The organism is Paenibacillus sp. J2R1T-4, assembly GCF_059692235.1.
Window position 1 is genome coordinate 156,423 of record NZ_JCAUBA010000012.1, and the last position, 26,140, is coordinate 182,562.

The 26,140-nt window shown below is 46.8% G+C and carries 29 protein-coding genes and 2 pseudogenes; 26 read left to right on the plus strand and 5 right to left on the minus strand.

The window, feature by feature from the left end; all coding sequences use genetic code 11:
• Positions 1-286: 286 nt before the first annotated feature.
• Complete coding sequence (locus AC58QD_RS20210) at positions 287-469, minus strand: hypothetical protein (RefSeq protein ID WP_497336589.1); 183 nt, start codon at positions 467-469, stop codon at positions 287-289.
• A 566-nt stretch (positions 470-1,035) separates the two neighbouring features.
• Here AC58QD_RS20210 and AC58QD_RS20215 point away from each other — a divergent pair.
• The 3 genes from AC58QD_RS20215 to AC58QD_RS20225 all read left to right on the plus strand — a co-directional run bounded on the left by AC58QD_RS20215 (position 1,036) and on the right by AC58QD_RS20225 (position 3,752).
• Positions 1,036-1,212: a hypothetical protein gene (locus AC58QD_RS20215; protein WP_497336591.1), complete on the plus strand. Its 177-nt coding sequence runs from the start codon at positions 1,036-1,038 to the stop codon at positions 1,210-1,212.
• A gap of 270 nt (positions 1,213-1,482) precedes the next feature.
• Positions 1,483-2,376 (plus strand): AraC family transcriptional regulator, encoded by an 894-nt coding sequence (locus AC58QD_RS20220; protein WP_497336593.1) that lies wholly within the window; start codon positions 1,483-1,485, stop codon positions 2,374-2,376.
• A gap of 182 nt (positions 2,377-2,558) precedes the next feature.
• A complete protein-coding gene (locus AC58QD_RS20225; RefSeq protein WP_497336595.1) occupies positions 2,559-3,752 on the plus strand; it encodes a DegT/DnrJ/EryC1/StrS family aminotransferase in 1,194 nt (397 codons plus the stop codon).
• A gap of 87 nt (positions 3,753-3,839) precedes the next feature.
• Here AC58QD_RS20225 and AC58QD_RS20230 read toward each other — a convergent pair whose 3' ends face one another.
• Complete coding sequence (locus AC58QD_RS20230) at positions 3,840-5,126, minus strand: neutral/alkaline non-lysosomal ceramidase N-terminal domain-containing protein (RefSeq protein ID WP_497336597.1); 1,287 nt, start codon at positions 5,124-5,126, stop codon at positions 3,840-3,842.
• 330 nt (positions 5,127-5,456) lie between these two features.
• Between AC58QD_RS20230 and AC58QD_RS20235 the strand changes: the two genes are divergently transcribed.
• The 9 genes from AC58QD_RS20235 (at position 5,457) to AC58QD_RS20275 (ending at position 13,616) form a co-directional block, all read left to right on the plus strand.
• On the plus strand, positions 5,457-6,800 hold the full coding sequence (locus tag AC58QD_RS20235) for an ABC transporter substrate-binding protein (protein WP_497336599.1): 1,344 nt from the start codon (positions 5,457-5,459) through the stop codon (positions 6,798-6,800).
• 40 nt (positions 6,801-6,840) lie between these two features.
• Positions 6,841-7,506 carry a GDSL-type esterase/lipase family protein gene (locus tag AC58QD_RS20240; RefSeq protein WP_497336601.1) on the plus strand — a complete coding sequence of 222 codons (666 nt, stop codon included), beginning with the start codon at positions 6,841-6,843 and terminating at the stop codon, positions 7,504-7,506.
• A 54-nt stretch (positions 7,507-7,560) separates the two neighbouring features.
• Complete coding sequence (locus AC58QD_RS20245; RefSeq protein ID WP_497336603.1) at positions 7,561-8,622, plus strand: Gfo/Idh/MocA family protein; 1,062 nt, start codon at positions 7,561-7,563, stop codon at positions 8,620-8,622.
• 129 nt (positions 8,623-8,751) lie between these two features.
• Positions 8,752-10,518 (plus strand): glycosyl hydrolase family 28-related protein, encoded by a 1,767-nt coding sequence (locus tag AC58QD_RS20250; protein ID WP_497336605.1) that lies wholly within the window; start codon positions 8,752-8,754, stop codon positions 10,516-10,518.
• A 32-nt stretch (positions 10,519-10,550) separates the two neighbouring features.
• Positions 10,551-11,624: a Gfo/Idh/MocA family protein gene (locus AC58QD_RS20255; RefSeq protein ID WP_497336607.1), complete on the plus strand. Its 1,074-nt coding sequence runs from the start codon at positions 10,551-10,553 to the stop codon at positions 11,622-11,624.
• Between the two features lie 280 nt (positions 11,625-11,904).
• Positions 11,905-12,171, plus strand: coding sequence for a GrpB family protein (locus tag AC58QD_RS20260; protein ID WP_497336609.1), 267 nt, complete (start codon positions 11,905-11,907; stop codon positions 12,169-12,171).
• Positions 12,172-12,353: 182 nt separating this feature from the next.
• Positions 12,354-12,713: a hypothetical protein gene (locus tag AC58QD_RS20265; RefSeq protein ID WP_497336611.1), complete on the plus strand. Its 360-nt coding sequence runs from the start codon at positions 12,354-12,356 to the stop codon at positions 12,711-12,713.
• 102 nt (positions 12,714-12,815) lie between these two features.
• Positions 12,816-13,199, plus strand: a complete 384-nt coding sequence (locus AC58QD_RS20270; RefSeq protein ID WP_497336612.1) for a hypothetical protein — start codon at positions 12,816-12,818, stop codon at positions 13,197-13,199.
• Positions 13,200-13,424: 225 nt separating this feature from the next.
• Positions 13,425-13,616 carry an HAD family hydrolase gene (locus tag AC58QD_RS20275; RefSeq protein WP_497336738.1) on the plus strand — a complete coding sequence of 64 codons (192 nt, stop codon included), beginning with the start codon at positions 13,425-13,427 and terminating at the stop codon, positions 13,614-13,616.
• Positions 13,617-13,620: 4 nt separating this feature from the next.
• Here AC58QD_RS20275 and AC58QD_RS20280 read toward each other — a convergent pair whose 3' ends face one another.
• Positions 13,621-14,523, minus strand: a complete 903-nt coding sequence (locus AC58QD_RS20280; protein WP_497336614.1) for a helix-turn-helix domain-containing protein — start codon at positions 14,521-14,523, stop codon at positions 13,621-13,623.
• Positions 14,524-14,582: 59 nt separating this feature from the next.
• Between AC58QD_RS20280 and AC58QD_RS20285 the strand changes: the two are divergent.
• The 6 genes and pseudogenes from AC58QD_RS20285 to AC58QD_RS20310 all read left to right on the plus strand — a co-directional run.
• Positions 14,583-14,765: pseudogene (locus AC58QD_RS20285) on the plus strand (IS3 family transposase); the annotation flags it as partial.
• 136 nt (positions 14,766-14,901) lie between these two features.
• The gene (locus tag AC58QD_RS20290; protein ID WP_497336616.1) at positions 14,902-15,159 is read left to right on the plus strand and encodes an AAA family ATPase; all 258 of its coding nucleotides are present in this window, start codon (positions 14,902-14,904) and stop codon (positions 15,157-15,159) included.
• A 6-nt stretch (positions 15,160-15,165) separates the two neighbouring features.
• Positions 15,166-15,672 (plus strand): hypothetical protein, encoded by a 507-nt coding sequence (locus AC58QD_RS20295; RefSeq protein ID WP_497336618.1) that lies wholly within the window; start codon positions 15,166-15,168, stop codon positions 15,670-15,672.
• Between the two features lie 148 nt (positions 15,673-15,820).
• A complete protein-coding gene (locus AC58QD_RS20300; RefSeq protein ID WP_497336620.1) occupies positions 15,821-16,024 on the plus strand; it encodes a hypothetical protein in 204 nt (67 codons plus the stop codon).
• 39 nt (positions 16,025-16,063) lie between these two features.
• Complete coding sequence (locus tag AC58QD_RS20305) at positions 16,064-16,564, plus strand: shikimate kinase (RefSeq protein ID WP_497336622.1); 501 nt, start codon at positions 16,064-16,066, stop codon at positions 16,562-16,564.
• Between the two features lie 165 nt (positions 16,565-16,729).
• Complete coding sequence (locus AC58QD_RS20310; protein ID WP_497336624.1) at positions 16,730-17,470, plus strand: hypothetical protein; 741 nt, start codon at positions 16,730-16,732, stop codon at positions 17,468-17,470.
• 81 nt (positions 17,471-17,551) lie between these two features.
• On the opposite strand, the gene AC58QD_RS20315 is transcribed toward AC58QD_RS20310, so the two are convergent.
• The gene (locus tag AC58QD_RS20315) at positions 17,552-18,412 is read right to left on the minus strand and encodes an alpha-1,2-fucosyltransferase (RefSeq protein WP_497336626.1); all 861 of its coding nucleotides are present in this window, start codon (positions 18,410-18,412) and stop codon (positions 17,552-17,554) included.
• Between the two features lie 488 nt (positions 18,413-18,900).
• Here AC58QD_RS20315 and AC58QD_RS20320 point away from each other — a divergent pair, with 488 nt between their 5' ends.
• The 7 genes and pseudogenes from AC58QD_RS20320 to AC58QD_RS20350 all read left to right on the plus strand — a co-directional run bounded on the left by AC58QD_RS20320 (position 18,901) and on the right by AC58QD_RS20350 (position 24,875).
• Positions 18,901-19,986, plus strand: a complete 1,086-nt coding sequence (locus AC58QD_RS20320) for a DUF5667 domain-containing protein (RefSeq protein WP_497336740.1) — start codon at positions 18,901-18,903, stop codon at positions 19,984-19,986.
• Between the two features lie 108 nt (positions 19,987-20,094).
• The gene (locus tag AC58QD_RS20325; RefSeq protein WP_497336628.1) at positions 20,095-20,244 is read left to right on the plus strand and encodes a hypothetical protein; all 150 of its coding nucleotides are present in this window, start codon (positions 20,095-20,097) and stop codon (positions 20,242-20,244) included.
• Between the two features lie 318 nt (positions 20,245-20,562).
• Positions 20,563-21,606, plus strand: a pseudogene (locus AC58QD_RS20330) (asparaginase).
• A 120-nt stretch (positions 21,607-21,726) separates the two neighbouring features.
• Complete coding sequence (locus AC58QD_RS20335) at positions 21,727-22,560, plus strand: phytanoyl-CoA dioxygenase family protein (RefSeq protein WP_497336630.1); 834 nt, start codon at positions 21,727-21,729, stop codon at positions 22,558-22,560.
• A gap of 270 nt (positions 22,561-22,830) precedes the next feature.
• Positions 22,831-23,520: a helix-turn-helix transcriptional regulator gene (locus tag AC58QD_RS20340; protein WP_497336632.1), complete on the plus strand. Its 690-nt coding sequence runs from the start codon at positions 22,831-22,833 to the stop codon at positions 23,518-23,520.
• A 56-nt stretch (positions 23,521-23,576) separates the two neighbouring features.
• On the plus strand, positions 23,577-24,200 hold the full coding sequence (gene folE, locus AC58QD_RS20345; RefSeq protein WP_497336634.1) for a GTP cyclohydrolase I FolE: 624 nt from the start codon (positions 23,577-23,579) through the stop codon (positions 24,198-24,200).
• A gap of 249 nt (positions 24,201-24,449) precedes the next feature.
• A complete protein-coding gene (locus tag AC58QD_RS20350; RefSeq protein WP_497336636.1) occupies positions 24,450-24,875 on the plus strand; it encodes a VOC family protein in 426 nt (141 codons plus the stop codon).
• Positions 24,876-24,997: 122 nt separating this feature from the next.
• Here the strand turns inward: AC58QD_RS20350 and AC58QD_RS20355 are convergent, their stop codons facing one another.
• Positions 24,998-25,276: a hypothetical protein gene (locus tag AC58QD_RS20355; RefSeq protein WP_497336638.1), complete on the minus strand. Its 279-nt coding sequence runs from the start codon at positions 25,274-25,276 to the stop codon at positions 24,998-25,000.
• Positions 25,277-25,540: 264 nt separating this feature from the next.
• Between AC58QD_RS20355 and AC58QD_RS20360 the strand changes: the two genes are divergently transcribed.
• Positions 25,541-25,996: a DinB family protein gene (locus AC58QD_RS20360; protein WP_497336640.1), complete on the plus strand. Its 456-nt coding sequence runs from the start codon at positions 25,541-25,543 to the stop codon at positions 25,994-25,996.
• The last annotated feature ends 144 nt before the right edge of the window (positions 25,997-26,140 follow it).

A 26,140-nucleotide genomic window follows, 5' to 3' on the forward strand; every position in this document is an offset into this window, starting at 1 on the left:
TGCGCCTGCCGTAAGGACAGCGTAACCGTTTATCCTCAGTCTATCGGAAAGAATATTGTGAAACACCGTAGGCGCTTATCGTTGCGCTTTTTTTTGCCGTTCCATTCCTTCAAGAAAAAAACGTGGAAAAGATTCTAATTTTAAGATACATTTTGTGTCATAATAACCGTAAATCGGAGATGTTAACATGAGATATTGGAAAAAGATGTTGCATATTGCCGCTGTTATCACGGTTTTCGCTATTGCTGCAGCTGCGTAAGGGCGTATGGGAGCTTCATCCGTCACATCATTCTTGATACAAAATGTATCCATTCTTGGCGATGCCGAACGAATTGGATGCCGATTCGCTTACAGGCGGCGAGTTTGCTTCTGCATCTGTTTCCGCTTCAATCGCCGGCTCCGCATTTGCTTCGGCACGGTTAGATGAAGCCCAGCCGCGGCCTTCGGTTAGCGCTTCGAACGAAAGCATGGCAGTGCAGCCCGATGAAAATATTGAGCCTGTCGAAAAGGATGCGAAAAGTTCTGGAATAACAAACACAGGAAGCGCAAGCAGAATTGGTCAGAGATGCATGTTCTGCTTCAACGTACAGGTCTGAAAACATTTGCACATGGAAAAAACCGTACTGCCCTGGATGAAGAACGTCGGAAAGCCGTATGCGGGAAAACTGCACGTACGGTTTGATAAGGAGGGGGTGGGATTCCCAGCCCTTTACTCTACTTAGCGCAATAAAAATTCTAAAATCCCATACTGGGTATTTCCGATTCAAAACCAACTTCAAGTTATGGATAGGACGACTCATTTTTAGATATCAACTGCAATCTTGATTCAGCATAAGGAACTGGTTATAGGATGTAGTTGAAGGATAGCACGATTCGATTGTCCCGAAGCTTGGTGGACCACCTTTCAACTATGGTCGATGCTGATGATCTGACGCAGCAATAGACCAACTCGACAATTGTAGATGGTGAAAAATACGAGATCTCTTAATACCCTATTTCCAATAGCACGACCCTTCATAAACGAGGACGAGAAAAATGAAACTAACGAAACTAATGAATCGCATAGTGGTGCCAGGACTGTTTGCCTTGTATTTGTTTACCTTATTTAGAATCATTTTATTTAAGTACGGCTCGATTGATATGGACTTTCTGTGGTATCGACTGCAGAAAAATCTAGAGAAACCATCGGAAATTTCGATGTGGATGATCTGATCCTGAATACCTCTGGAGGCCTGCTGGGGTACGGTATTTTCTGTATTTTCAGGTTGTATGGCAAGTATGTAGGCGTATTTTTGCGAGCGAGCCAGCCCCCCATGATGCGCAAAAACGCCTCCCAAACCACAGATCAGTTGTCGGGGCGGCGGTTTTGGCCCAAATACATGTTTCCCCAAACATGGAACGCATTTTGCTTGCGGTGCGGAAATTGGTAGTGATATGATGAGGGGAAAAGGCGCCTTTTTGTTTAGGGAGGGTAGGGTTCAGATGAACAAGAATCTAGAGCTTCATGAATACATGGTAGGAAGCAACCCGGGGACAGGTCAGCTGCCATTTTATATCGGAATTCATGAATTTCCCATAACTGTTTTAAACTACCATTCTTTTGTTGAGTTAACTTATATCATAGAGGGAAGCGGTTACCAGAGCATCAATGGCACTCTGCATCGTATGGAGCCGGGCACGATTTCATTTCTGCCTCCTTATCACATTCATCAAACAACGAGCGACAACGGATGTGTGATTCGAAAATATTGTTGCCTGTTCGATATGAACATGTTATTTGGTTCGCCATATGCTTCGGAATGGTCTGAACAATTGTATCAGATCGGCGCCGTATTTCCGTCATCTGTTGCGTTTCGTGGAGAAGAAGCGACTCTGATGGAAGCTCTGTTCGCACGCCTTTTGATGGAATACTGCAATCCGGATCTGCGCGGGCGAAATCACATGATTTGCAGTAAACTGTCCGAGGCATTGCTTCTGTTTCTGAGAGCTGTCGCCGCTGCCGGCGATCAGGAGGCAAAGCCGAGTGAACAGGAGGAAGGGAAACCGTTGTTCTGGTCTGCTCTTCATTATGTCCATGCGCATTATACGGAGCGATTAACGTTGGATATGGTAGCGAAGCATCTTCTTATCAGCGAAACGTATGTAAGTCGGATGTTCAGAGAAAGAACGGGGCGAAGCTTCCTTGAATACGTGCACCAGCTTCGTATAGATAGCGCGGCCAGTATGCTGGTTACGACGGACAGAACGATTATGGATATTGCATTCGATACAGGATTTGAATCTCCCCGTACCTTTTATCGAGTGTTCAAAGAGGTTAGGGGCCAATCGCCAAAAGAATATCGGAATGCCAACTTGTGCAGGTCTGGACTAAGCTAAGTTCAGCCTGTTTTTCATTTTCGTCGCCTGTTAGTGGTAAGGATATGACCTATTGTTATTGGAATTTGTCACGAATATTTTCCTGAACGAAGTTACAATTTGATTAGATCAGAAATTAGCTTTAAAGCTGTAGATGATCCAAATCGGAGCAATGGAACTATCGCACAAGGGAGATGTGTAACATGGACAAATTGGCAATTGACGGGGGTCTTCCAATCAGAACGAAACCGTTTCCGGCATGGCCTATATACGATGAGTTGGAGGAGCGGCTCATTCTCGAAGTCGTTCGCTCCGGCAAATGGGGAGGCGGCGGTCATGTCAAGCTGACCGAGCTGGAGGAGAAATTTGCTGCTATCCATGATGCGAAGTACGCGGTATCGATCGCCAACGGTACGGTTGCGATCACAATAGCTTTGCAAGCGGCCGGCGTACAGCCGGGCGACGAAGTGATCATGCCTCCGTATACGTTCATCGCCACGGCCAGCTCCGCGCTCTTGTTTGGCGCGATTCCGGTATTCGTCGATGTCGAGCCGGATACGCTGCTGATCGACCCGGAGAAGGTGGAGGCGGCGATCACGTCGAAGACGAAGGCGATTATCGCTGTGCATATTGCCGGCTCCCCTGCCAACCTGACCCGCTTGAGGGCCATTGCCAATAAGCACGGACTTCGCCTGATCGAAGATTCGGCGCAAGCGGTCGGCGCGAGATGGGACGGCGTCGGCGTTGGCGCCCAGGGTGATCTCGGCACGTTCAGCTTTCAATCGAGCAAAAATATTAACGCCGGGGAAGGCGGCATGATTCTGACCAACGATCAGGAGTTGGCTGACCTTGCCTGGTCTTTGGCTAATGTAGGGCGCATTCGGAGAGGGGATTGGTATCAGCATGAGCGGATTGGCTGGAATTTGCGCCTGTCCGAGCTGCAGGCCGCGATTGCGCTCGGCCAACTGTCTCGTCTGGACGACCAAATGGAGCGGCGCGAGCGGAACGCCAAGCTGCTCACCGAGCTGCTGGACGACACACCTGGGGTCCGCACCCTCCGTCGCGATCCGAAGATTACCCGGCACGCGCTGCACATATTCATGTTCCGCATCGATCCGGATCTGACAGACCGCGTTAATAAAGCTGATGTGATCCGCAGGCTGAATGCGGAAGGCATACCCGTTGGCTCCGGCTATATCTCGCTCAACCAAAACAAGGCGGTCATCAACGAGACGAAGAAATGGACCGGAGAAGAACGCGTGTATTCGTGTCCGAACAGCGAGCGGGCATGCGACAAAGAAATTTTGTGGCTGCATCAGAACATCTTGCTGGCGGGCGAGCCGGATATGTGCGATATCGCGGCAGGGGTACGCAAGGTGATGGCTTCCTTCCAGTAAAGGTAAGCCAGAGGCACTGGCAAACAAGTAGCAAGCAGACGCGGACCGCAAGAGCCGTGCCTGCTTGTTTTTTTCAAAATATAAGCGTTATATGTCGACAAGCTCGGCCAGCGTTTGGCGGATCTCGGGCTCCGCTGCCTCTGTGAACGGCGAACAAAGACCGAAGATGGGCCAGGAGTCGACCGACTCATAGCCGCCTTCCCGAAGCTGCCGGGCTGTGGACACATAACCGATCATCCCGTTGCTGTAAGCGACGGGGAGTGTGCGTTTGTCTGACCGATCTTTAATAAACAGACCGTACTCAACGACCATTTCCGCGTTCATGGCGAGCAGCGACAGCCCGTCCGCAATATCCATACGTACCAGGTCAAGCTCTGCCGTAGGTCGTACCAGCTTCGGATGGTCCAGCAGCAGCTTCGCCCAGTCACGTATGATCGGTCCCGCCGATTGGTTGTATGCGGTAAGCTCCGACGTGGTCGGGACAGAAGAGAAGGCCAATGGCAGTTTGACGTGCGTTCCTGTTGGTGAGCATGGTTGTAATTCATGCATAGGACCGTTCAACACATTCCTAACCGATTCGTATAACCGCGCTCCAAGCTGCTGCACATCTGTATCGGTTCCGCTGTAGAATTTACCGTCGCGGTACAAGGGCGGGCGCACATCGCCGCAGCAACCCTGGAAAAACAAGGAGATCGCGCCGTTGTTCACTTCGCGTTCCAGTTGTTCCATGGCCAGGCCGCAATACTCGGATGATACGAAGTTGGCGTTCGTCGTGGTCGGGTGGCACGTATAGTGGACGATCCATGCTTTTGCTTCTCCCGCGGCGTTGACGAAACGGATCACCGTGACCTCGGAGTCCTTCGCGCCCTGCTCATTCGGGGCGGTAACGATTTTGCCGTCAACGAGTTTCCTGCGATGGATGCCCAGGTCGCAAACACCGGACCCGCGCTGTATCGTAACAGGCTCCAAATTGGCCTCGGCGAGCTCCATGCCGGTGAGCAGCTTGTGTTCCAGCTCCTGAAGATAGCTGTCATCCGCTGCGCCCAGCGACGGCATCAAGGTACTTGTTTGCGGACCGGAATGGCTGTGAGAGGCGTTGAGCAGGATGTCCTCCGCCCTCATGCCCCAGCGCACAGCCAGTTCCCGACGCAGCTTCTCCGTCTGTTCGGTTGACCACCAGATGAGATCGCCGGCGACAAGCAGACGGTTGCGCACTGTTCCCGTTTCCTCGTCTTGCTGCTTAAGGAACAGGGCTTTCGCATAAATCGGGTGGCGCACCCCTTCGAAGGCGCCCTTACGCCCGCTGTAACCGGCTAACATGACGGGGTGGCTTGGCGTGATGTCGATTTTACAGGCTCCTAACCAAATGCTCATGTTCGTTTCAACTCCCTTGTAATATCGTTCAGGGACGGGTGCTCGATTCCCTTAATAGGCAACGCAAGTCTATGATAAACGAACCCCGATTGGAAACGCGTGCCATTTTCGTGATTTGTTGCGCCAATATTTATGACAGGATCGTCGCTTGTCAGTAAGGATATGACCCATTGTTTTTGAATTTTGACACGCGCATTTTTCGTAACCCGGATACAATTGGTGCAGATAAGAAAAATCAGTTGTCACCTCTGCGTGTTTGTAAAGGCAACTTTTTCGATTATCTAAAAAATGATGAAGGGGTGTTCTGTTCTGAAAAAGAGGAAGAGTTTCATGGAAGCAACGAAAAAGTTTATGTTGCCGCTCAGCGTTCTGCTGCTTGCAGCCTGCTCGAATGGAGCGGTAGGAGGCGAGGTATCAACGAGCCCAGGCGAGTCAGCGAAGCCTGTTGAGTCAAAGTCTCCTGATAAGCCAAAGGAACCTGTCGAACTGGTTTTTTACGCGTTGTCCGCGTTGTCGGGAACGGACGAGTCAAAGGCGGCACAATGGACCGCTTACATCCAAAAGAAACATCCGCATATTTCTTTGAAATTCATTAATGCTACGGATCAAAACAGCGTCGACCACGTGATTGCCTCGGGACAACCCGTCGATATTATGTTCGGTTCATTTGCCAACTTCTTGAGGTTCAAGGATAGGGGAATGACAGGTGATATGACGGAACTGGTCAAGAAGTACAACTTTGATCTGGCGTCGGTAGAAAAGCAGTATGTCGACTTGGTACAACAATATCATGACGGGAAATTGCCTTTATTGCCCGTATATGATCTCAGGCTAGGAGTTTACTACAATAAAGATGTATTTGACAAATTTAGCGTCCCTTATCCAAAAGACGGAGCAACTTGGGAAGAACTGCTCGAAACGGCCAAGAAGTTAACAAGGGAGGAGGGCGGCGTAACTTACCGCGGTTTTGCAACAGGTCAAGCAGGAGCAGGATTGTCAATCAACCAATCTTCATTGGGATATACCGATCCGAAAACAGGGAAGCTCGCTATCAATACGGAGCAATGGAAGCGCTATTTTGGCCCGATTGTTCCGATGTTTACGGTCCCGGGCTATAACCCTACAAAAGAAATTGTAGAAGATGGACTCAAATTGTTCGAGAATGGGACTGCCGCTATGGTAATTGCCTTCAACTCCTATGGCTCGTTCACTCTTCCGAGTAAGAATCTTAATTGGGACGTAACAACCCTTCCTGAAGTGAGCGGCCTGCGAGGAATCGGATCGCAACCGTATCCGGTATACTTGGGCGTCTCTTCCATCAGCAAACATAAGGACGAAGCGTTTCAAGCGATCAGCGATTTGCTCTCCCTCGAAACGCAGATCGATCGGTCATCGAAGTTTGGAGTGTTCAGCCCATTGAAGGATCAGAAAGCGAAAGTTGCCTTCGGAGAGTCTTCCATGTGGAAGGGGAAAAATTTTCAAGCTTTCGCTAGCCAAAAGCCTGCAGCCCCGGCACCGGCTGTTGATGCCAATCTGAAGAATATCGCTGAAACTGAGCTTAACAAAGTTTTCACTTCTATCATCACGGGTGAAAAAGATATTAACACTGCGCTGCGAGAGGCGGAAGAAGCGGCCAACAGAGCTTACCAAGAAATTTTGTCGAAACAATCCTAATAAATGTAAACAAATGCCGATAGAAACAAGAGGTTAGCTTATGAAGGTAAGAGTCAATTTAAAGCGGCTTGAACAATCGATTGTCAATTTCGAAAGCGTACCTGTCGTCAAAGGGCAGATCTTATTTTATGGGGATTCCTTTTTCACGAGATGGAAACAAGAACTTTGGGGTCATTCGGCTCTTGAATCCGTCGTGGTCGGCGAAAGCGGTACGGAGTGCGCATTGAATCATGGGTTCGGCTCCAGTACGGCCGAGGAGCTTTTGTATTATTATCCGCGCGCCGTCAAGCCGTACGAACCTCGGGCCATTGTCTATAAAACGTTCGGCAACGATATGTTGTTTGGTTATAGTCCGAGCGAAGTTCTGGAAATAAGTGCCCGGCTATTTGAATACGCGCGAACCGATTTCCCCGAAATACGATTGTACTTGTTCGGTCCGGAAGGTAATCGTAAACCAACTACCGATCACTACATCCGGAAACGCGAATACGATTCGTTGTTGCGTCAGTATGCTAGCCAGCATGAAGATTGCACCTATCTAAGCATCATGGAGTCCCCATTGTTCTTCTATGATCATGCCGATATGGGCGATTTCTCAAAGGTACGCGATGATATATTCGTTGAAGATGGCGTGCATTTTAATAAGAAAGGTTATGAACTGTTCGCTGAGTTTTTTAAAAAAGAGTTGGCTTCGATTTTAGTATAGCGCACCGGGTGGCGCCGATTTGATCAACCATAGTTAGGAAGGAAGTAGAAGCATATGAGCAAAATACGTCTTGGAATAATCGGGTGCGGGGGAATGTCGCACGCCCACGCGGGAGACTTTCACCATCTGTCGGATCACATGGAAGTTACGGCCACGTGTGATATTGTTCCGGAGCGTGCCCGGAATGTGGCCGAGCTGACTGGGGCGAAGTTGACGGTAACAGATTACAGGGAATTGCTGGATCACGTCGACGCCGTTCTCGTCGTGCTGCCGCACGATCTGCATTTCGAGGTCGGAATGACCTGCCTGACGGCGGGCAAACACGTGCTGATGGAGAAGCCGATGTGCAATACCGAGGAACAGTGCATCGAGATGACCCGTAAATCGGAGGAGGTCGGCAAAGTACTGATGACCGCTTATCCGGTGCGCTTTTGGCCGATCGTTCTGAAGCTCAAGGAATTGATCGATTCGAAGGCATACGGAGAATGTTTCCAGATGTCCATATGGACAGAGCAGTTTACCCGCTACTTTGAAGGACACTGGGCGCTTAACGCAGAGCGTCTGGGCGGCGGGCAGTTTTTCAGCCACGGCTGCCACTATGTGGATCTGCTTCTCTGGTTCATGGGCCGACCGGTTCGGGGCACCCACCTGGGCACCAATTTCGGTACTCCGTGGATGGAGAAGGAAGGAACGAGCAATGTCACGATCGAGTTTGAAAACGGCGCGCTCGGCTATCATTTCGGCACTTGGGGTGCGAGGGGAACCCGGCTTGGCTGGAGCCTCCACGCCCACTGTACGGAAGGCATGCTCGAGATCAATTTGGCGGATAAGAAGCTCTATGCGCATACGCACATCAAAGAAGAGAAAGCGAACCTGGATACCGAATCCCGTACGAAGGTCATCTATGAAGCCGACGCATCCGGCAAGTTTACGCACCATGAGCTGGAGCATTTCCTCGACTGCATCCGCGACGGGAAGAATCCGATATCGGACGGCCCGACGAGCCTTCAAGGGTTGCGCGTCATCTGGCGGCTGTACGAGGCGGAGAGGAATAATTCGGTTGCGGACTTGCGCGGTCTGGGGTTCGAGGATGACTGGAAAAGCGTGAGGGCTTGAAGTTTGCCTACAACGCAAGAGGAAGCAGCGAAGGTGATTGCTGAAATCAAAAAATAGTGGAAAGCGGCAAACCCCTGACATCCTAAGGACTGTCAGGGGGATACGCTTACCAAATGAGGAGATGAAGGAATGATGCGGGAGAAGGAAAACAAGAACGAGAACGGAACCCTGGACGACGGCATGTCGAGCGTAACGCCGGATCACCGAAGCATGAGCAGAAGAAAGGTGTTGACGTATTTGGGGGCGGCAGGCGCAGCCACGGTGGCGGGAGCTTTGCTGAACAGTCGTACGGGATTCGCTCAACCGGAAAACAGCGTAACAGGCAGCGTCTATGGCAAGGGGAACGCCGAGGGCATTCGCCGAGTGGCAGAGGAAGTCGTTCAGGAATATGCCCAGGAGCATGAACTGAAGCACCAGATTCTGGAGACAAGCTTGGCAAGTCTTGAGACATCTGTGGCGGATATTGCGATTTCGGTCAAATCGGTCGGCGCGACAGGCGACGGTGTGACGGACGATACGCAGGCTTTCCAGGATGCGATCAATTTGGCGGTCTCCAGCGGGATCTTACGAGTCGTGGTGCCTGCGGGCAAATATGTGCTGACGTCAAGTATCGTGATCGATGACAACGTTTGCTTAATCGGAAACCGAACATCGTCTATTCTGGATTTTACGCAGCTTGCCAGCGGTTTTGCCTTGGTGGTCGGTCAAACAAAGGCGATAACCGGTATTCGAATTGAAGGATTGACCCTTCGCGGCAATCGAAACTGCGGCGGTATCATCTTGAACAGTTCCAAAAACATAGGCAGAGCGGTTGTCGACTCTTCTTTTGTTGATATGTTGGTGTATAACTTCAAAACCGGAATTGAGACGATGTTTGTATGGAGCAACTATTTTGAGAGCATACGATTTCAGAGCTGCACGACTTCCGCGAATTTGTACAGTCAAACGAACAACTCGCTATTCTCGAGAGTATCGTTTGTTACGGCTGAAAAAGTGCTAACCCTGATCAATTGTGAAGGGCTGCATTTTGACAGTTGCGATATGTCGAATGTGACCGGCACGATCGCCATCACTTTATACCAATCCCAGGTTGTCATCACAAATCCGTATTTCGAAAATGTTCGGGATGTTTTGATCTTTCTCGGTTCTATCAACGAGGTTACGAAGTCTGCCTGTATGATTAGAGGGGGGATTGTGAGCGGACATATCCAAATAGCTAATAGTCAAAACCTCATTAAGATGGACGATGTCAGAAATACAGCGGTCAACCTGTTCAGGAACGAAGCTAGCAGCCCCAGACTTTTTATCCCGGAAGGGAAACTATCCTTTCTAGGAACCCGTGCTTCCATGCCGAAGAAAGTGATCGATTGGTTTGGCAACACACCGATTCCTTTTTCCGCATCATTCACAGGACAGACCGTCACCTCCCATCCGACCAATCAAAATTACTCCATCGTTAGCGCAACGATGGGCATCAGAATCGCTTCGACGCTCGGGATCGGCAAACAGTATGTCCTGTCCCTGCAGATCAGGAAAAACACCAATGCGAGTTTGGGGATTCGCCACGTCGCTTCGCTGGGTACAGCAGTTGCAACAGAACCGAATGAAGGCTTTGAACTGCGGCATATTCCGTTCGTTGCGGAGGCCGCCCTTTTAAACCTGGAATGGCAGGGTGACCTGGATATAGCGATGATCTCCTTGTATGAAGGATTTTATCTTCCGCAATCCTCGCCCGGATCGAAAATGCTATTCGCGACAACGCCACCGGTAAAAGCGAACTGGAAACAGGGGGATATCATCTATAATTCGAATGTCGCGTCAGGAGGAACGGTCGGCTGGGCATGCACAGCATCCGGCACGCCCGGTACCTGGAAGTCATTTGGCACCGTTAGTTGACGTTAATTTTTGCAGGATAGGAGTGGAGTACGTTGACCACAAGCTACACATTTGGCATTATCGGCTGCCAGCACGGGCATATCGCCACGTTCCTCCAAGAGATGCTGGCGCTCGGCGCCCGCTGCGCCGGCATTTACGAGCCGGATGAACCTGCGCTCGCGGAGCGGCTGTCCCGCCAGTACGGCATCCCGCTTGTCCGCTCCGCAGAGGAGCTGCTCGGGCCGGAAGTCGCGTTGATCGGCTCCTCCGCGGTTAACGACCGCAAGCTCGACGTGATCGAGCTGTGCGAATCGCACGGCAAGCACGTCATGCTCGACAAGCCGATCGTCACGAACCGGGACCAGTTGAACCGGCTGGCCGACGTCATCGCCCGCGGACGCATCCAGGTCGGGTTGCTGCTCACCGAGCGGTTCCGGCCGGCGGCGGTGGCGCTCAAGCGCATGATCGAGCAGGGCGAGCTCGGGAGGGTCGTCTCTGTCACGATGCGCAAGCCGCATCGGCTGAATCCCGAGCAGCGGCATCGCTGGCATTTCTCGAAGGAACAGAACGGGGGGCTCATCCAGGACTTGTTCATCCACGATTTCGATCTGCTGCGCTGGTGGACCGGCCAGGAGATCGAGCGGGTGGACAGCGTGATGAGCAAGACGATACTCCCGGAATATCCTGACTTCTACGACACCGCCTGCGCCCAGGTGCTCATGGCGGGAGGGGTGCTCGCGCAGTTGTACGCCGACTGGCATACGCCGGGCCAGAGCTGGGCATGGGGTGATTGCCGCGTGTTCGTGTCCGGCACGGCCGGCTGCGCCGAGCTGCGGCTCAGCGGCGACCCGTCGGTCGAAGGCGGCGCGGCCGAAGAGCTGCTGTTCCGCGTCACGAACGCCAGCGCCTTTGAATGCATAGCGCTGTCGGCGACCCCGACGACGATCACGGAGGATTTCCTGAGCCGGGTCGAAGGCCGGGTCTCCATCCTTCAGCATCCCGATATTCTCGAGGCTTGCCGCGCAGCAGTCGCCGCCGATGAGAAGGCTGTCGTCGTGAACGCCCTGCAACCCAAGCGAAACGAGGTTGCATCCGGGTTATCAGAAGCAGAGATTCGGGTGGTGTAGCCGGCATAACGATTATCAAAAGCGGTTAGAGCCAGCCTCATAAACAAGGGGCTGGTTTTGTTTACATTAAGCTAATCCCCGGTTTCCTCACAAAATCTTCACAACATAATCATTGGAAAAGGAAATAAAGAGAGAAAATTGGTCTTTACACCGAAAATTATACGGGCTTTGGAAAACTATAAACCAGCTCACAAAAGCGTAAGCGGTTGGATGAACCGGCATTATTCATTTCGGAAAATCTAGGAAAACAGTTAACAAGAAGATCGGTGGAATTGATAATGTGTTTGCTAAGGGATATTCTCCAACTGGATTAGAAAAAATATCATTCCATATTCATATGGGGACAAAAGAACAGGATTTTTTATGGGATAGAATATATTTTAGAGATTATCTTCGCTTAAATCCTTTGGTTGCCAACGAATATGAACAATTGAAGTTAAAGCTAGCAAAAACCTATATACATGATAGGGAAGCATATACTAAAAGTAAAACTGAATTTATTCGCAAAATAACAAATCTGGCGAAAGAAAAAATAATAAAAGCATAGTCATTATCTTATTTAATTAACGGGTACGAGCGCGTGGCGATGGAACCGATCCATCGCTTATTTTGCATTACGGCGCGCCGCGCTCAACTAAATGGCAGAATGCGGAGCATTAGTGTGTGGTGATAACGTAACGGAACTATTTATTATTGTTGTGAACTTTATGATGTAGAGGAGAGAAAGTTATGCAAAAATTTTCAGAACTCAAATATATCAGCCCGGATTATGAGAAAGAAAAAGCTGCCTTGTTGAAATCTAAGGAGGATATGGCAACTGCATCTTCCTATGAGAAACTCCGTAATCTGTGGCTATCACGAAAAAACATGGATCAATATTTGGATATGTTAACAGATCTCGCATACATACGATTTCTGACCGATACTTCGGATACATTTTACAAGAATACAGTGCACACAGATAGTATTGAAGAGCCGCAGATTAGATTGCTTCGAAAAGAATGTGACGATGTGCTTCTAGATTCCCTTTATCTTGAGGGGATTAAAGTTGAATCCGGAGATAAGATTATCCAAGATATGAGAATTTGAAGGAGCCTATCCGGAGAAAAAGCCGTTCCGCTGCAACTTGAAGAAAACCGATTAAGTATAGAGTATAACAAGTTGGTTTCTTCAAGGAAATCAAAAGAAGCGATGTCCAGTGAACTCGATGATTTATATAACAGCATGATCAATGTGCGGACGAATCTGGCTAAAAGTCTCGGTTTCGATAGTTTTATCGAGATGGCGTATCGAATCCAGGGACGCATCGATTACGGGAAGGAAGATATCTCCTCTTTTCGTTCTCAGGTACTTGACGTCATTAAGCCTGCCTGTACCATATTTGAAAAGGAAAGACCACATGATGATTCTGTGCCAATTGGTTCAGTTGGGAATACTATCCATAATGTCAGAAATATATTTCACGAAATTTCGCAGGAAAGCTGTGATTTCATTGATTTTATTTATGATTATGAATTGTTTGATGTTGAGCCTAAACCCAACATTTTTACTCTGTTGTATGCTCTCACACAATAAAGCACCGTTCATTATTAGCGATTTAAAAGGTAAAGGCAATGACGCGTTAATGTTTATCATGAGTTAGGACATGGCTTTGAATTTTATACCGCAGCACGCAGCAAGCGACTAATTTTCGCAGCATCGTACTTACTATGCAACACCTTACATTCCCAAATACACTTGAAGGTTTCGAAAAAGTGGGGATTAGGAAGCCGAAGAAAGAGATATTTAATTTAGCCTTGAATTGATCTTAAGGTCAGTCATAAAGAAGTTCTGTTTGTAGGAGATTCGTTGCAGGATGATTATCAGGGCTCTATTAATGTGGGTATTGATTTCTGTTACTACAATCGGCACAATGCAAGGTTATCCAAGGATGATAGGCCAAAGTACATGGTGAACAATCTATTAGAGCTCGTTCATGTTATAGATTTGTAATTATCTATCCTTTGGAATCCAATCGAATGGGAAGGTGCCTGCTCCGATATTCACTCGCCGTTATACCTATTACATCCTTGAACACGCGTGACATTGAACGTACTTGATTGAAGCCAACCTCTACCGAAATATCCATGATGCTCATTGTGGTGCTGGCTAGAAGACTGGTTGCCCTAGCTATTCTCAATGAGTGCAAGTAATCGATAAATGACAGCCCGACATATTTCTTGAACACGCGGCTAATGTAGGATGCATTCAAATTGAAGTGGCTTGCCACAATCACAAGCGTAATATCACTCTGAAAATGCGTATGTAGGTACTGTAATATTTTTTGAACTACTTGTTTACCTTCTCCTACCTCAGAATCGATAATAGCATCCGTTTTTGGGGGCACTATTCGCATTAGGAAGACTAGCGCCTCCAGAAGCTTAGATCGAAGCGCTGTATCTTTGGCAAAATCATCGCTCTCAAACTCCTGCTTCATCGACTTGAACAAACTAATCATATGCTCTGCTTGACCTTCGTCCAAATCGTATTGAGCTGGCAACTCACTTCCGGTTTTGAGTAGTCTGTTCGTTAATTCATGATCTGAAGGATCCTTGAACAGCAGGCTCAATTCAAACATGCAGTTGTACTTATGCACATCCGGGTGATCCAATACAATCTCGTGAACATGGTGAGGGAGCAAAAAGGTAACGGTCCCCTTACGGAATCGATGCGGCTTTCCGTTCAATATTTCAGTGCCTGTCCCCTCCACGACGAGACTAAGCTCTGCAAAATTGTGGTGATGCAAGGGGAAGCTATAATCCATCAGTTTTTCAACGACAAAGATTGGAAGCCTGCTTTTGCCTAAATTAGTATTAGTTAAGGAATCTTGATACATCGGATAAATAGCTATGGAAATCACCCCTGTGACACTTTATTTTCTATTGTAACATAACTGTAATCCTCGGGGAGATGTATGGTAATGGTCCAATGGAAGCATTCTGGGGAACCCTTAAATGTGAGAAGTATTATTTGAATAAATACAGTACCTTTGAAGAACTAAAGAAAGACATTGATGCCTACATCTACTTTTACAATAATGAAAGATTACAGGCGAAATTAAACGGCCTCAGTCCGATGGAATATAGGACCAAGGCCGCTTAAGGCTTTAATTATTTGTACTGTCTACTTGACGGGGTGCAGTTCATAGAGAAATTTTTTATTAAACCAAACTCGTTCTTTAATAATTATTTTATTGCATTTATGATAATAGGAAAAAGAAGAGAGAAGTGACGACTCAATGATTACAGAACATCCTAGTATTATTCTAGTTACAGGAATAATGGCAAGCGGAAAATCTACAGTTGCGCAGTTACTTTCTGAACGGTTTGAGAAATCAGTGCATTTACGGGGGGATATCTTTCGGAGAATGATCGTTAAAAACCGCAAAGAGGTACAACCAAACGCGGGAAACGACGAGATGGATCAATTACTGCTCCGGTATCGACTGGCCGCACAGTCTGCGGATGCCTATTTTCAAGCCGGATTTGTAGTTTAGGATGTTGTGATTGGTCCCAATGCTGAACGATTTTATTTCTTTCATCCAAAGCCGCCCCTTCTGGAACCGCAAGTCGAAGCCGTATTTGGCACCTGTCATATTGGTCCGTCCTTAACGGCCGTTACCGCTTCTGGACAACATATTTGGATGGCTTGGGGAAATGAGGTCGGCCGAACGGACCGACGCAGCCCATGGCGGTTTGTTCGTGATGCGAAGGGAGCCTGGCCATCTGAGAAGCTGCATTTGAAATGCGAGGTTACCGCGATGTGCGCCCATCCAGATGGTGGAGTTTGGGTGGCGGAGGGATTGAATTTATGGAAGATCGGTACTTCGTCGGAGCACGAGAGAATGTGGGCTCAGACCGTTACATCACTCCCTGAACCGACTCGGGCATTGGTTTCAGATGGATCATCATTATGGTGCCATGGCGAGTCTGGGACTGTGTACTTCTTGAACACGCAAATTGGGATATTCGAACCGATCAAGGAAAAGGCATCTGCTTGGGATACATAGCGGGGTTATTCTGCATCGATCTCCGTGGGAAAGGATCAGCTGATCTTCTCGTCCGAAGACGGGCTAAACCAATTTATGCTGTCGATTCCGGCAAAACCGAAGGAAGTCCAAGAGGATCATCCTCAACTCGTCTGCTTAGGTGCCCATCGTGTTGGGAATTGCTGGCGGTGAGACCTTTATCGCTCTAGTCAACGAACAAACGGTGAAAAAACTGGATACAAGGAACGGTGTGGTAACGTCAATAGCCCGTTCCTATCCGATTGACGAGGCGGAACTTTGTTCCTCTTTCTATCTCAGCTTGCGTCCAGAAAACGAAGGCAGCCAGCCGAAGCTTCCATTGTGGAAGGCCTGATAATAAAACGGTAAAGGAAAAAATGGAGGCATTACAAAAGTGAGGAAGAATATGAATATAGTTCTTATAGGTATGTCTGGAGCTGGTAAAAGCACTTTAGGTGTGTTGCTTGCAAAAGCTTTAGGAATGGATTACGTGGATACAGATATTGTTATACAACAACATGAAGGTAGGTTGTTACAAGATATAATTGATAATGATGGTATCGAAAAATTCATGGAAGTCGAAGAAAAAATTGTGTCCGAATTGCAATTGAAAAATTGCATTATATCTACAGGTGGAAGTGTTATATATTCAGAAAAAGCTATGAATATCCTTAAACAGGGTGGACAGATTATTTATTTACATGTCCCATATGAAGAAATTAAAAGGAGACTAATAAACATAACAACTAGAGGCATTGTAATAAAGAAAGGTAATAGTCTTAAGGACGTTTACGAGGAAAGAGTACCTCTATACATTAAGTATAGTGATAAAACTCTTGATTGCTCAAATAAGGATATAGAACATTGTGTCAGTGAAATTATAGAGAAAATATAAGAAAGTGAATGAAACTATATTGGTCCCGAAATGTGGAACCGCAAATACTATTGGAAAGAACCCGACTCAAATGCGCGGGTTCTTTCCTGTTACAAGACAACCGTACAATCCCCTAGAATCATTTGAAAATATAATGATGAGGAATCCAGAAAGGATGATGGTGTGGTGAAGCCCAAAATATACTTAGTAAATTTCGCAACCTCCAAATTTCATAAATCGCAGGAGAAATTAACCCGCTCAGCTCTTCGGTTTGGAGTGAATAAGGTCATCTCTTATCGGGAGAAGGATCTGAAAGAAACAGCCTTTTACGATAAAAACCGAAAGATTTTGGATCAACCCAGAGGGGCTGGGTATTGGATTTGGAAGCCTTATTTTATTCTTGAAGTCATGTCGCAAGTTGAACCAAATGATATCATCATTTATTGCGATTCCGGAATTGAAATTATTGACCGATTAGATCCCCTTATGGAAATTTGCCTTCAGCAGGATGGGATCATGCTTTTCCAAACCCACAAGCAACGCAATAGAATGTGGACCAAAAGAGACTGCTTTGTTCTCATGAATTGTGATGCGCCCGCATTTTGGGATGCGGACCAGTTGATGGCTTCATTTTCTATCTACATGAATAATGTAAGAAACAGGGATTTTGTAAAGGAGTGGCTTCACTTTTGCAGAAATAAACACATTGTAACCGATACTCCCAATATATGCGGTTTGAAAAATTTGCCGGAATTTAGAGATCATCGGCATGATCAATCCGTTCTTTCCCTCTTGGCTGTGAAGCATGGCATAGAGATCTATAGGAATCCAAGCCAGAGAGGAGATAGCCACAAAAAGGCTTATTCTTCTAATTCGCCCTATGGTACACTATTGAATCACCATCGAGAAAAGGAGAGGAAGAGTTGATAACTCCTCCTCTTCCGACGATTGGTACGAGGATTTTCTAAGTTAAGTTCATAGCCAAACTTCCGCTTAAAGCGGTTTTTTTTATTTTCTCTTGCTTGACCTAAAATTCAATTTGACTGTGCTACCCCATGGATCATAGGGGACGATCTTTTGATCAGGGTGGGGGCGCAGGAAAGTATTACAGTTTTTGTTTAATAAACTGGCGGAAAAAGAGAAAGAGCTGTTGGAGATGGCTAACAAGTCGCATTGGGTCAATAGATAGAAGTCGGGGTAGAAGGAGGTGTCGGGCCGGTATGAGGTATCTTTTGGGAAATTGTTTATTACATCAGCGGATGTAATCGGATGAAAGGATTTGAAATCCGGCAAAACGCTGTCGAGATCATCGCTTGCTACGAATAATAGCGGTTTTTCCAAGGTTGGCCATACTTGATCGAGCCATTTCCTGTACCAGCTTGTGGGAATCGCAACAAAACGTGGATGGTTACGATGTTTTAGATAGTCTCCTCTTCGGATATGAATGCCAATGATCGTTCTCCCTCCGCTGCGCAGGTTGTCCACTCCAGCCTTCACTTTTAAAAGGATTTCTGGAGTTGGCTGGAATAAAGAACGGAAAAACGGCTTGTATGGTTTATAAAGTCCGGTATGAAACATATATTGCCCATAAAGATCTACATTGTAATACGGAGGATGATCATAAGAGAAAAGACGGTTTCGAACACTTCCTCTAAAGATAGTATCGGTTTCCAGGACGGGAAATTGGTGAGTCACCGGCGGATCCCGGTGGCCGAATAAGAATTGGCCAACCCATTTACCTGTTTCTATTCCAAGAGAATAGCGGGAAGCATATATTTTTAAAAAGGCGTATTGAAAGACCTGATTTCCAAACCGTCCATATTTCCCAAGGGCACTCATAGCGATCCACCGTTCGGGGGGATTGGGCATCTCATCTTCCTCCTACCGTATCATATTGTTTCTGAAACCAGTCAAATCGGATATCTCCTGAATTGCCTACGATCCGTTTGACCAACAAAGCCAATTCTTTAATAGTCAAAGAGCAAACCAAAATGGAATAAATCTTCTCGCATCAAAAGGTTCAATCTGCTGATAAGGCCATGTGCAAATAAACTGTACAACCCATCATGTCTTAATATTTATACTATGATCTTTTTTTAACTGTGTCATGAGCAAAAGACTATATTATTGAATATAGGCAAGAAAAAACCTGTCGTTGGGTAACAGCCACCAAAGGGGTAATTCGCCCTTTCGGTCTCATGAAAACTGGAACTTTGAATGGTGTCGGGCTTTTATCTAGATTCCTTTTTCTATCTATTGTTTATCCTGTGCCCCCTGAAAATAGTTTTGTTTCTCGTATATCTTATTAACAGCTGCAGCTAGAATACATAAATAAGGTGGTAACAATCTTGACATTCATGTTAACAAAAGAATCTAAATGGTCCAAGCTACTCGCCAAGAGTGCCTTGGTCAGCGTACTGGCTTTTAGCGCGGGGTCTGGCAGCGCGTTAGCTTCTGGGAGCACAACGACACCTGCGCCCGTAAGCGTCACCCAGAATACGACTTCGTCTTCTCAGGCAGTCACAACTTTGAATGTAACGGAGACGGAAACTCCGGAACTTTTACCAGGAGACTTCTTCTACTTTGTAAAGACCATTTTCGAAAACATCCAATTGGCCCTAACTGTCAAGGACGTGAAAGAGGCGAGACTGCTTACCGCATTTGCCCAAGAGCGTCTTGCCGAGGCGAACGCTTTATTAGCACAAGGAAAAATAGAAGAGGCCAAGCAATCGCTCCAGAAGTCGCTAGAAACTCAGCAAAAAGCGGTTATTAAAACAGATCAGGCTTCTGGAACGTCGCCAACAGCAACGCCAACAGCAACAGCAACACCGACAGCAACACCAACAACAACACCGACAGCAACAGCAACACCAACAGCAATACTTCAACTTAGCGGCGAGCAGACAGACGATCCTGAGCAATCCGAAGCTGAAGATGAGATTATCCCTGTAAATGAAGTGAAAAATCCAGAGAAGGTACTGAAGGTAAAGACCGATTTGCAGCACAACATTCTAGCCTTGTCCTCGGCATTGGAAAAGGTAAAAAATCCGAAAGCCCAATTAGCTTTAATGAAAAATATTGAAAAGTCGTTTGCTCATCTGGACAAAAAACTTTCCAAAATCGAAAGTAAAAACAAAGCAAAGCTTAAGCAGACGAATGAAAATGTAGCCGCTGAGGAAGAGCATGTCCCGAATGCATTGCTAGTTCCTGCTGTTCCAGCTCAAGTTCCAACACCAGCTCCAAGCGCGCCTGCCTCCGTTAAAGTTGAGCAGGAAGAATCGGTTGTGGTTGTGGAAAAGGAAAATCACACGAAGCAGAGTGAAGACAAACCGAACACGAATAAATCCGATAAAGTAAAAGAGGAAAAGAACGATAATCAACGCAACGGTGTTGGAAAAGAAAAGCATTACGGACAAATAAATAAAGGCAGCAAACAAGAATAATTCGCTGTCCCTAATACAGGGCACTAATAAGATCAGGCGATCATGCGATTGCCTGATTTTTATTTTGTTAGAATAGAAAAAAGGCTACTAGAAGGGGCTGTACTGGGGATGGCAGGCGAAGCCTTGAGCAACCATAACTGGATCCTGATTAAGGCAGGAGACCGACAGATGTCCGCGCAGTACAACAATAATCATGTGGCGGTCGGCGGAGCTAACAATGGTTTGAGCCATCTTGCTGGATTCGACCTGCTCGAATAACGGAATCATGGTAACGAGTTGTTGAAAACTCATGATGGTACAGTCCTCTCTCTTCAAGTCGTAAGCTTGGTTTCTTCTTACATATAGTGAAACCCTGATTGGCTCACCTTATCTTTATGTAAAACCAAGTATACCAAAGTGATCCTCTACCAAGCATTTTACAGTATAAAACAATGGAATGACTAATGACCCATTTCATATACTGCCGTACACTAATGTGAAATTTAAGATATGTCCTTCTCTATATAAAAAATGGCACACCACGCAGCCCCATTTATTTTAGAATGGGGATAGAACTGATTTGGAGGAGACGGCTGAATGCATAACCTATTGATTGAAGAATACCGCGGAGGCGTGTTGGAATGCTCGCACTCAGGACATATTTGCGGCGTGGACGAAACCGGGACCATCCGGTATACATCAGGCAATCCTCAGCATGTGACGTTTTTGCGGTCCGCCGCGAAACCTTTTCAAGCTATTCCGGCGCTTATGCATGGAATCGAGAACAAGTTCGGTTTCACCGACAAGGAAACCGCCATCATGGCCGGGTCGCACCGGGGGGAACCGTTCCATATCTAAGCAGTAGAATCGATGCTTCACAAAATTGGGATCAACGAAGAATCACTCGTATGCGCCTCGACTTACCCACTCAATGCTGGCGCGCGAGACGACGTCGTTCGGGTTAACAGCCCCAAGCGGCGTGTTTATCACAATTGTTCTGGCAAGCATACGGGTGTACTGGCGTTATGCAAAGGGCTGGGATACGACTTGGACTCTTACTTCGAGTCGGAGCATCCCGCTCAACGTGAAATATTGCGTGTACTTTCCATGCTTTCTGAAGTCAAGGAAGAGCATATACCGATCGGCGTAGACGGTTGCGGCTTCCCAGTGTTCGCACTCTCTCTAGACGCGATAGCAAGAGCATACCTTAAGCTCGCTTGTCCGGACTTGATACAGGATATGGAACTGAGATCGGCTGTAGAGAAGCTGGTCACGCTAATGAATAAACACGGTGAAATGGTCGCCGGCACCGACTTTGTATGCTCCGTGCTGCTGCGTGACCCGAACATCGTGGCCAAGGGAGGAGCGAAAGGGGTATACGGATTCGCTCTGAGGAAGGAACGCACGGCGTTTGCGCTTAAGGTGACGGACGGTTCGGAGGAGGAGTGGCCGCTTATTATTGCCGCTATTCTCGAACAGATCGGGTATTCGAACCGTGAAACGATAGAGGACTTATACCGGATCTCATTGGCGCAAATCCGCAACGACGCAAACCGGCCGGTCGGACACAGCCAGGCGGTATTCCATCTTGAAGAGGCGGGCGGATCACAAGTCGAGGGGATTCAAACGATTCAAGAGTAAAAACAATCGTTTTGAACAACTAAGTAGGTTTTATTTTACAAAGCATTTCGAATGTTGTGGAGTTATGATGAAAAAGAAAAACAAGAGAGATAGATAGAATAGAAAGGTGGAGCTTCGTTGATGAATTCAGGAAATGAGCGTTCGCTGCCGGATTTGAGCGTGAATTATCCGCTTAGCGAAGAGCAAACCCAATATTATAGGGAAAAAGGCCACATCTTGTTAAAGGGTGTAGCGGAGCCCGATGAAGTTGCGGCTTACCGGGAGCCAATCAAGGAATGGGTTCGGAAGCTGAACCCCCATACGAAATCTTTGGAAGACAGAGATACGTACGGCAAAGCATTCATTCAAGTTGGTAACCTGTGGAGGCACAGCAAGGAAGTGGAGCGGTTCGTACTGGCACGCCGTTTTGCCAAAATCGCCGCCGATTTGATGGGGGTGAGCGGTGTGCGTATTTATCATGATCAAGCATTATTCAAAGAACCAGGCGGCGGGCATACGCCGTGGCATCAGGACCAAATATATTGGCCGCTCGATACCAGAAATACGGTTACATTGTGGATGCCGCTAGTCCCGATCAACGAGGAAGTCGGCTCCATGACCTTCGCCTCGGGGACCCACAAGGAAGGATTTATAAGCAAACAGGTCATTTCGGACGAATCCCACAAAACGCTGCAACAGTACATCAATTCCAAAGGATTCGAACAGTTCCAGTATGGCGCGATGGCCGCCGGCGACGCTACGTTCCATTCCGGGTGGACCGCTCACTGCGCGCCAGGCAATCCTACCGATACGATGCGGGAAGTAATGACCATTATTTATATGGCGGATGGCATCCGTATCGCCGAACCAGAGAGCTCGGCCCAAAAAAATGATATGGAAGCCGTATTCCCTGGACTGAAACCAGGCGATCTTGCAGCAAGTGAAATTAACCCGTTGGTTTATAAAAAAGAGTAATGGGCTAATAAGCTCATCCCGTCCACACGTGAAATATGTTGTAATAAAGTCCTTGTGCATCAAGGGCTTTTTCGTTATGCACCGGCTTTGAATCCTTTCTAGCTTCCTCCATCTTTGCCACTGTCAACGCAAATTCCATTTAACAAATTATGCAATATATATCTTGTTTAATTATTTATTAACTGATATGATTCTAGTAGGAAATAAATTCTAAATACCTTCTTGTTATAAAGAAACAATGCAACGAAACCGTAATCAGGAGGAATTATAGTGAGCTTGAATGTAGAACAACTATCAGAAACTCGTCGGACGATTGTGCTTTCCCTTAAACGTAACGGTGCGGCAACGATTGCTGAACTAGCGTCCCGACTCGAGATGACGCGGGAGGCGATTAGACAACATCTTTTACAGCTTGAAGGTGAAGGGTGGATTGAAAAGCATACCAAACGTGATTCAGGCAATGGCGGAGGACGCCCGTCCATGCACTATACTATCACTTCAAAAGGCGAGCACTTATTCCCTAAGTATTATGATTCTCTTACTGTGGAAGTAATGGATACCGTTGCTGAGCAACTTGGAGCGGAGGCGTTAAACCAAATATTGATCACCATGACAGAGGCTCGGGTGCGTGAATGGGAACCGCGTCTACAGGGCTTAAACCTGGCTGAGCGTGTCGAGGCTTTGAAGGAAATATACATGGCGGATGATGCTTTTATGGATGTCGAACATTCAGGGGATCATCTCCGTTTAATCGAACGCAATTGCCCTTTTTTGAACGTAGCCAAACGGCGTCCAGTCCTTTGCAGTGTGACAGTTTCGATGCTAAGTCGATTGCTAGGGTATCGCGTGATTCGAGAGGAACGGTTTCAAAATGGAGATGGGCGCTGTGTCTTCCGCGTGCTGCTAGACCAACCGATGGATGGCAGTGCTTCTAATTTTGCTCTAGAGGCTTCGTGTTGAAGTGAAATGGGCACTTGATATACCGTTGTCTATACAGAATATAGGAGGCGAACAAATTGGCAGTTGATACTCAGACGTTAATCATTAGGAAATTTCCCGAAGTATCTGATATAAATAAAAAAAACAATCAGGCGAGTCGATTTATGGAGGGTGTAAAAGAACTGATTGAATTGTGCGGTGAAGATCCTGAACGTGATGGTCTGCAAGAAACTCCTTACCGGGTCCTAAAGGCATTCCTTGAGTATACAGAAGGTTATCGGGAAAATCCTAAAGCGCATCTTGAAAAAACCTTTGATGTCGACCATCAAGAACTTGTACTAGTGAAGGATATCGAATTTCATTCTTTATGTGAGCATCATTTTGCACCCTTTTTTGGTGTCGCTCACGTCGGATATATCCCAAATAAGAGAATCACTGGCCTGTCTAAAATTGCACGCATGGTAGAGGGGTACGCCAACAGATTTCAGGTTCAAGAACGCCTAACAACGCAGATTGTTGAGGCAATTGAAGAAGTTCTTGAGCCTCAAGGAACGATGATAGTCATCGAAGCGAAACATATGTGCATGTGTGGCAGAGGTGTCAAAAAATCAAGCGCCTCAACAACAACTTCATCCGTGCGTGGAGTTTTTGCTACTCAATCTGATGCACGCGCAGAGTTTCTCTCCTTGCTTAATAAATGATCCGGAAGCAACAGTCTGCACGTGATCAGACCCACCAAGAACAATAACGAAGCCGGTAATCTTTAACCTAGAGGATATCGGCTTTTTTTGTTGTGCCGCATAGATTGCAGAATAAAAATAAAAGGGGAATGAAGGAAAAGTAATAAACCCGATGAATTGTTTAATTATGTAAAATTGAAAGGGATCAGAGCCTATTCAAACGCGGTTAAATCCGAGCAGTCAATCTAATCTAAGGGAGTGTAATTATCAATGGAAGAGAACAGCAGCAAGAAAGCAACATTTTACGACGGCTTACAGGTAAGACTCGTATCAGACTTCGAGAAATCTCGTGCTTATTATCGGGATGTGCTTGGCTGCGAGACCAGCGGTTGGGGGCATGCGAATAGAGGCGGAATGAAATTAATTCTTCAGCAGGCAAAGGACAAGAGTGATATCAGGCCCAATCAAGCATCAGCGAAGCGTAATACTTATCCAACAGATTGGACAGGACCTGAATTGGGTTGGGATACCTTTGTTCATGTTGATTATAATGAGTTTGATTCGTTGGTAGAAGAAATGAGAGCGAATGGGGCTAATATTATATTGGGACCTCTAGAAGCCACTCATAGCAACGGTATGCATTTCAAAAATCTCTATATCCAAGACCCCGATGGTTACATAATTGTGTTTGGATGATGATTGTGCAGAGACAGAATTACGACGTGTAACGAGAGTTTTATATAATCAAGCAAAAGACAGCTGCCCCGATGGAATCAGCTGTCTTTGCTGCAAGCGGGCGGTAAGCGGTATTCATCCTTTTAATCGGCGTATTTAACAATCCCCTTTTTGACCAGATAATCCATCTCGGCATCCAAAATATTCTCAACCTTCAATTCGTCTAATTTCACATCGGGGCGGCTAAGCACATAGTCAACTACATCGTCGCCATCAATGCTCACTTCCCCTTTGGCTTCTTTGGTTGCTTTGTCGATAAATATTTGTTCATGTTTAAGCACTAGCATAATATGGTTGGCGTCAATCTTGGTCCGGTCTGCTATGTATTTCACTAGCTCTTGTTCGTTCACTTGGGCGCTCATCTATGGTCATCTCCTAATCGGTTTCGTACTGACATTGTACCATAAGCAACTCGAAAGACAATATTTACATAGGAACAAACGTGCGGTATGAGGTGGAGGTTCAGGATGGGACATGATGTTTTATGACCTTAGCGGGAACCGCTTCTGGGCGATCACGGATTCCAGGTAAGTCGGGAACGAGCTATCAGGTTGGAGGACTGTAGATTTATAAGCAGGAATGATTTATGATTCATTCATACTACATTTATTAGGAGGCGTGTGCTCGTGAGAGAAGAATATGTATTGGCAACGTTGGATAAGCATCGCAGTCGATTGCTTGTATTAGTAGAAGGATGTCCGGAGGATAAGCGTAATGTTGTGCCTACAGGGTTTAACAATAGTATTCATTGGCAGATCGGGCATGTGCTCACTGTTACTGAGCGTTTGATATTCGGTATTGCTGATCAGACTGTGTCGCTTCCAGAGAACTATGTAGCTCTATTCGGGAATGGGACGAAACCCGCGGATTGGAAGGATGAACCCCCAGCTTGGGACATCATAATTGCCCAGTTAAAGGATCAACCTAGTCGAATTCGCGAATCTTTGTCGGGTAAACTAGAAACTCTTGTAAAAGAGAACTTCCTGAAAGCTGAGAACATCGGGGAATTAATCAACTCCAGCACCATTCATGAGGCCAATCACGCGGGAACGATCTCTGCTATGTTGAAGGTACTGAAGTAGATGTATAAAATTTCGACACAGATGAGCAAAAATGGCTCTATCCGAGTGTCAGATGTCGAAGAAATGTACAACTACCACCCAGTATATGGAAAATATCGGGTTATTTGATGCCAATAAGCCCTACTAACCACCTTAGATGTCGAA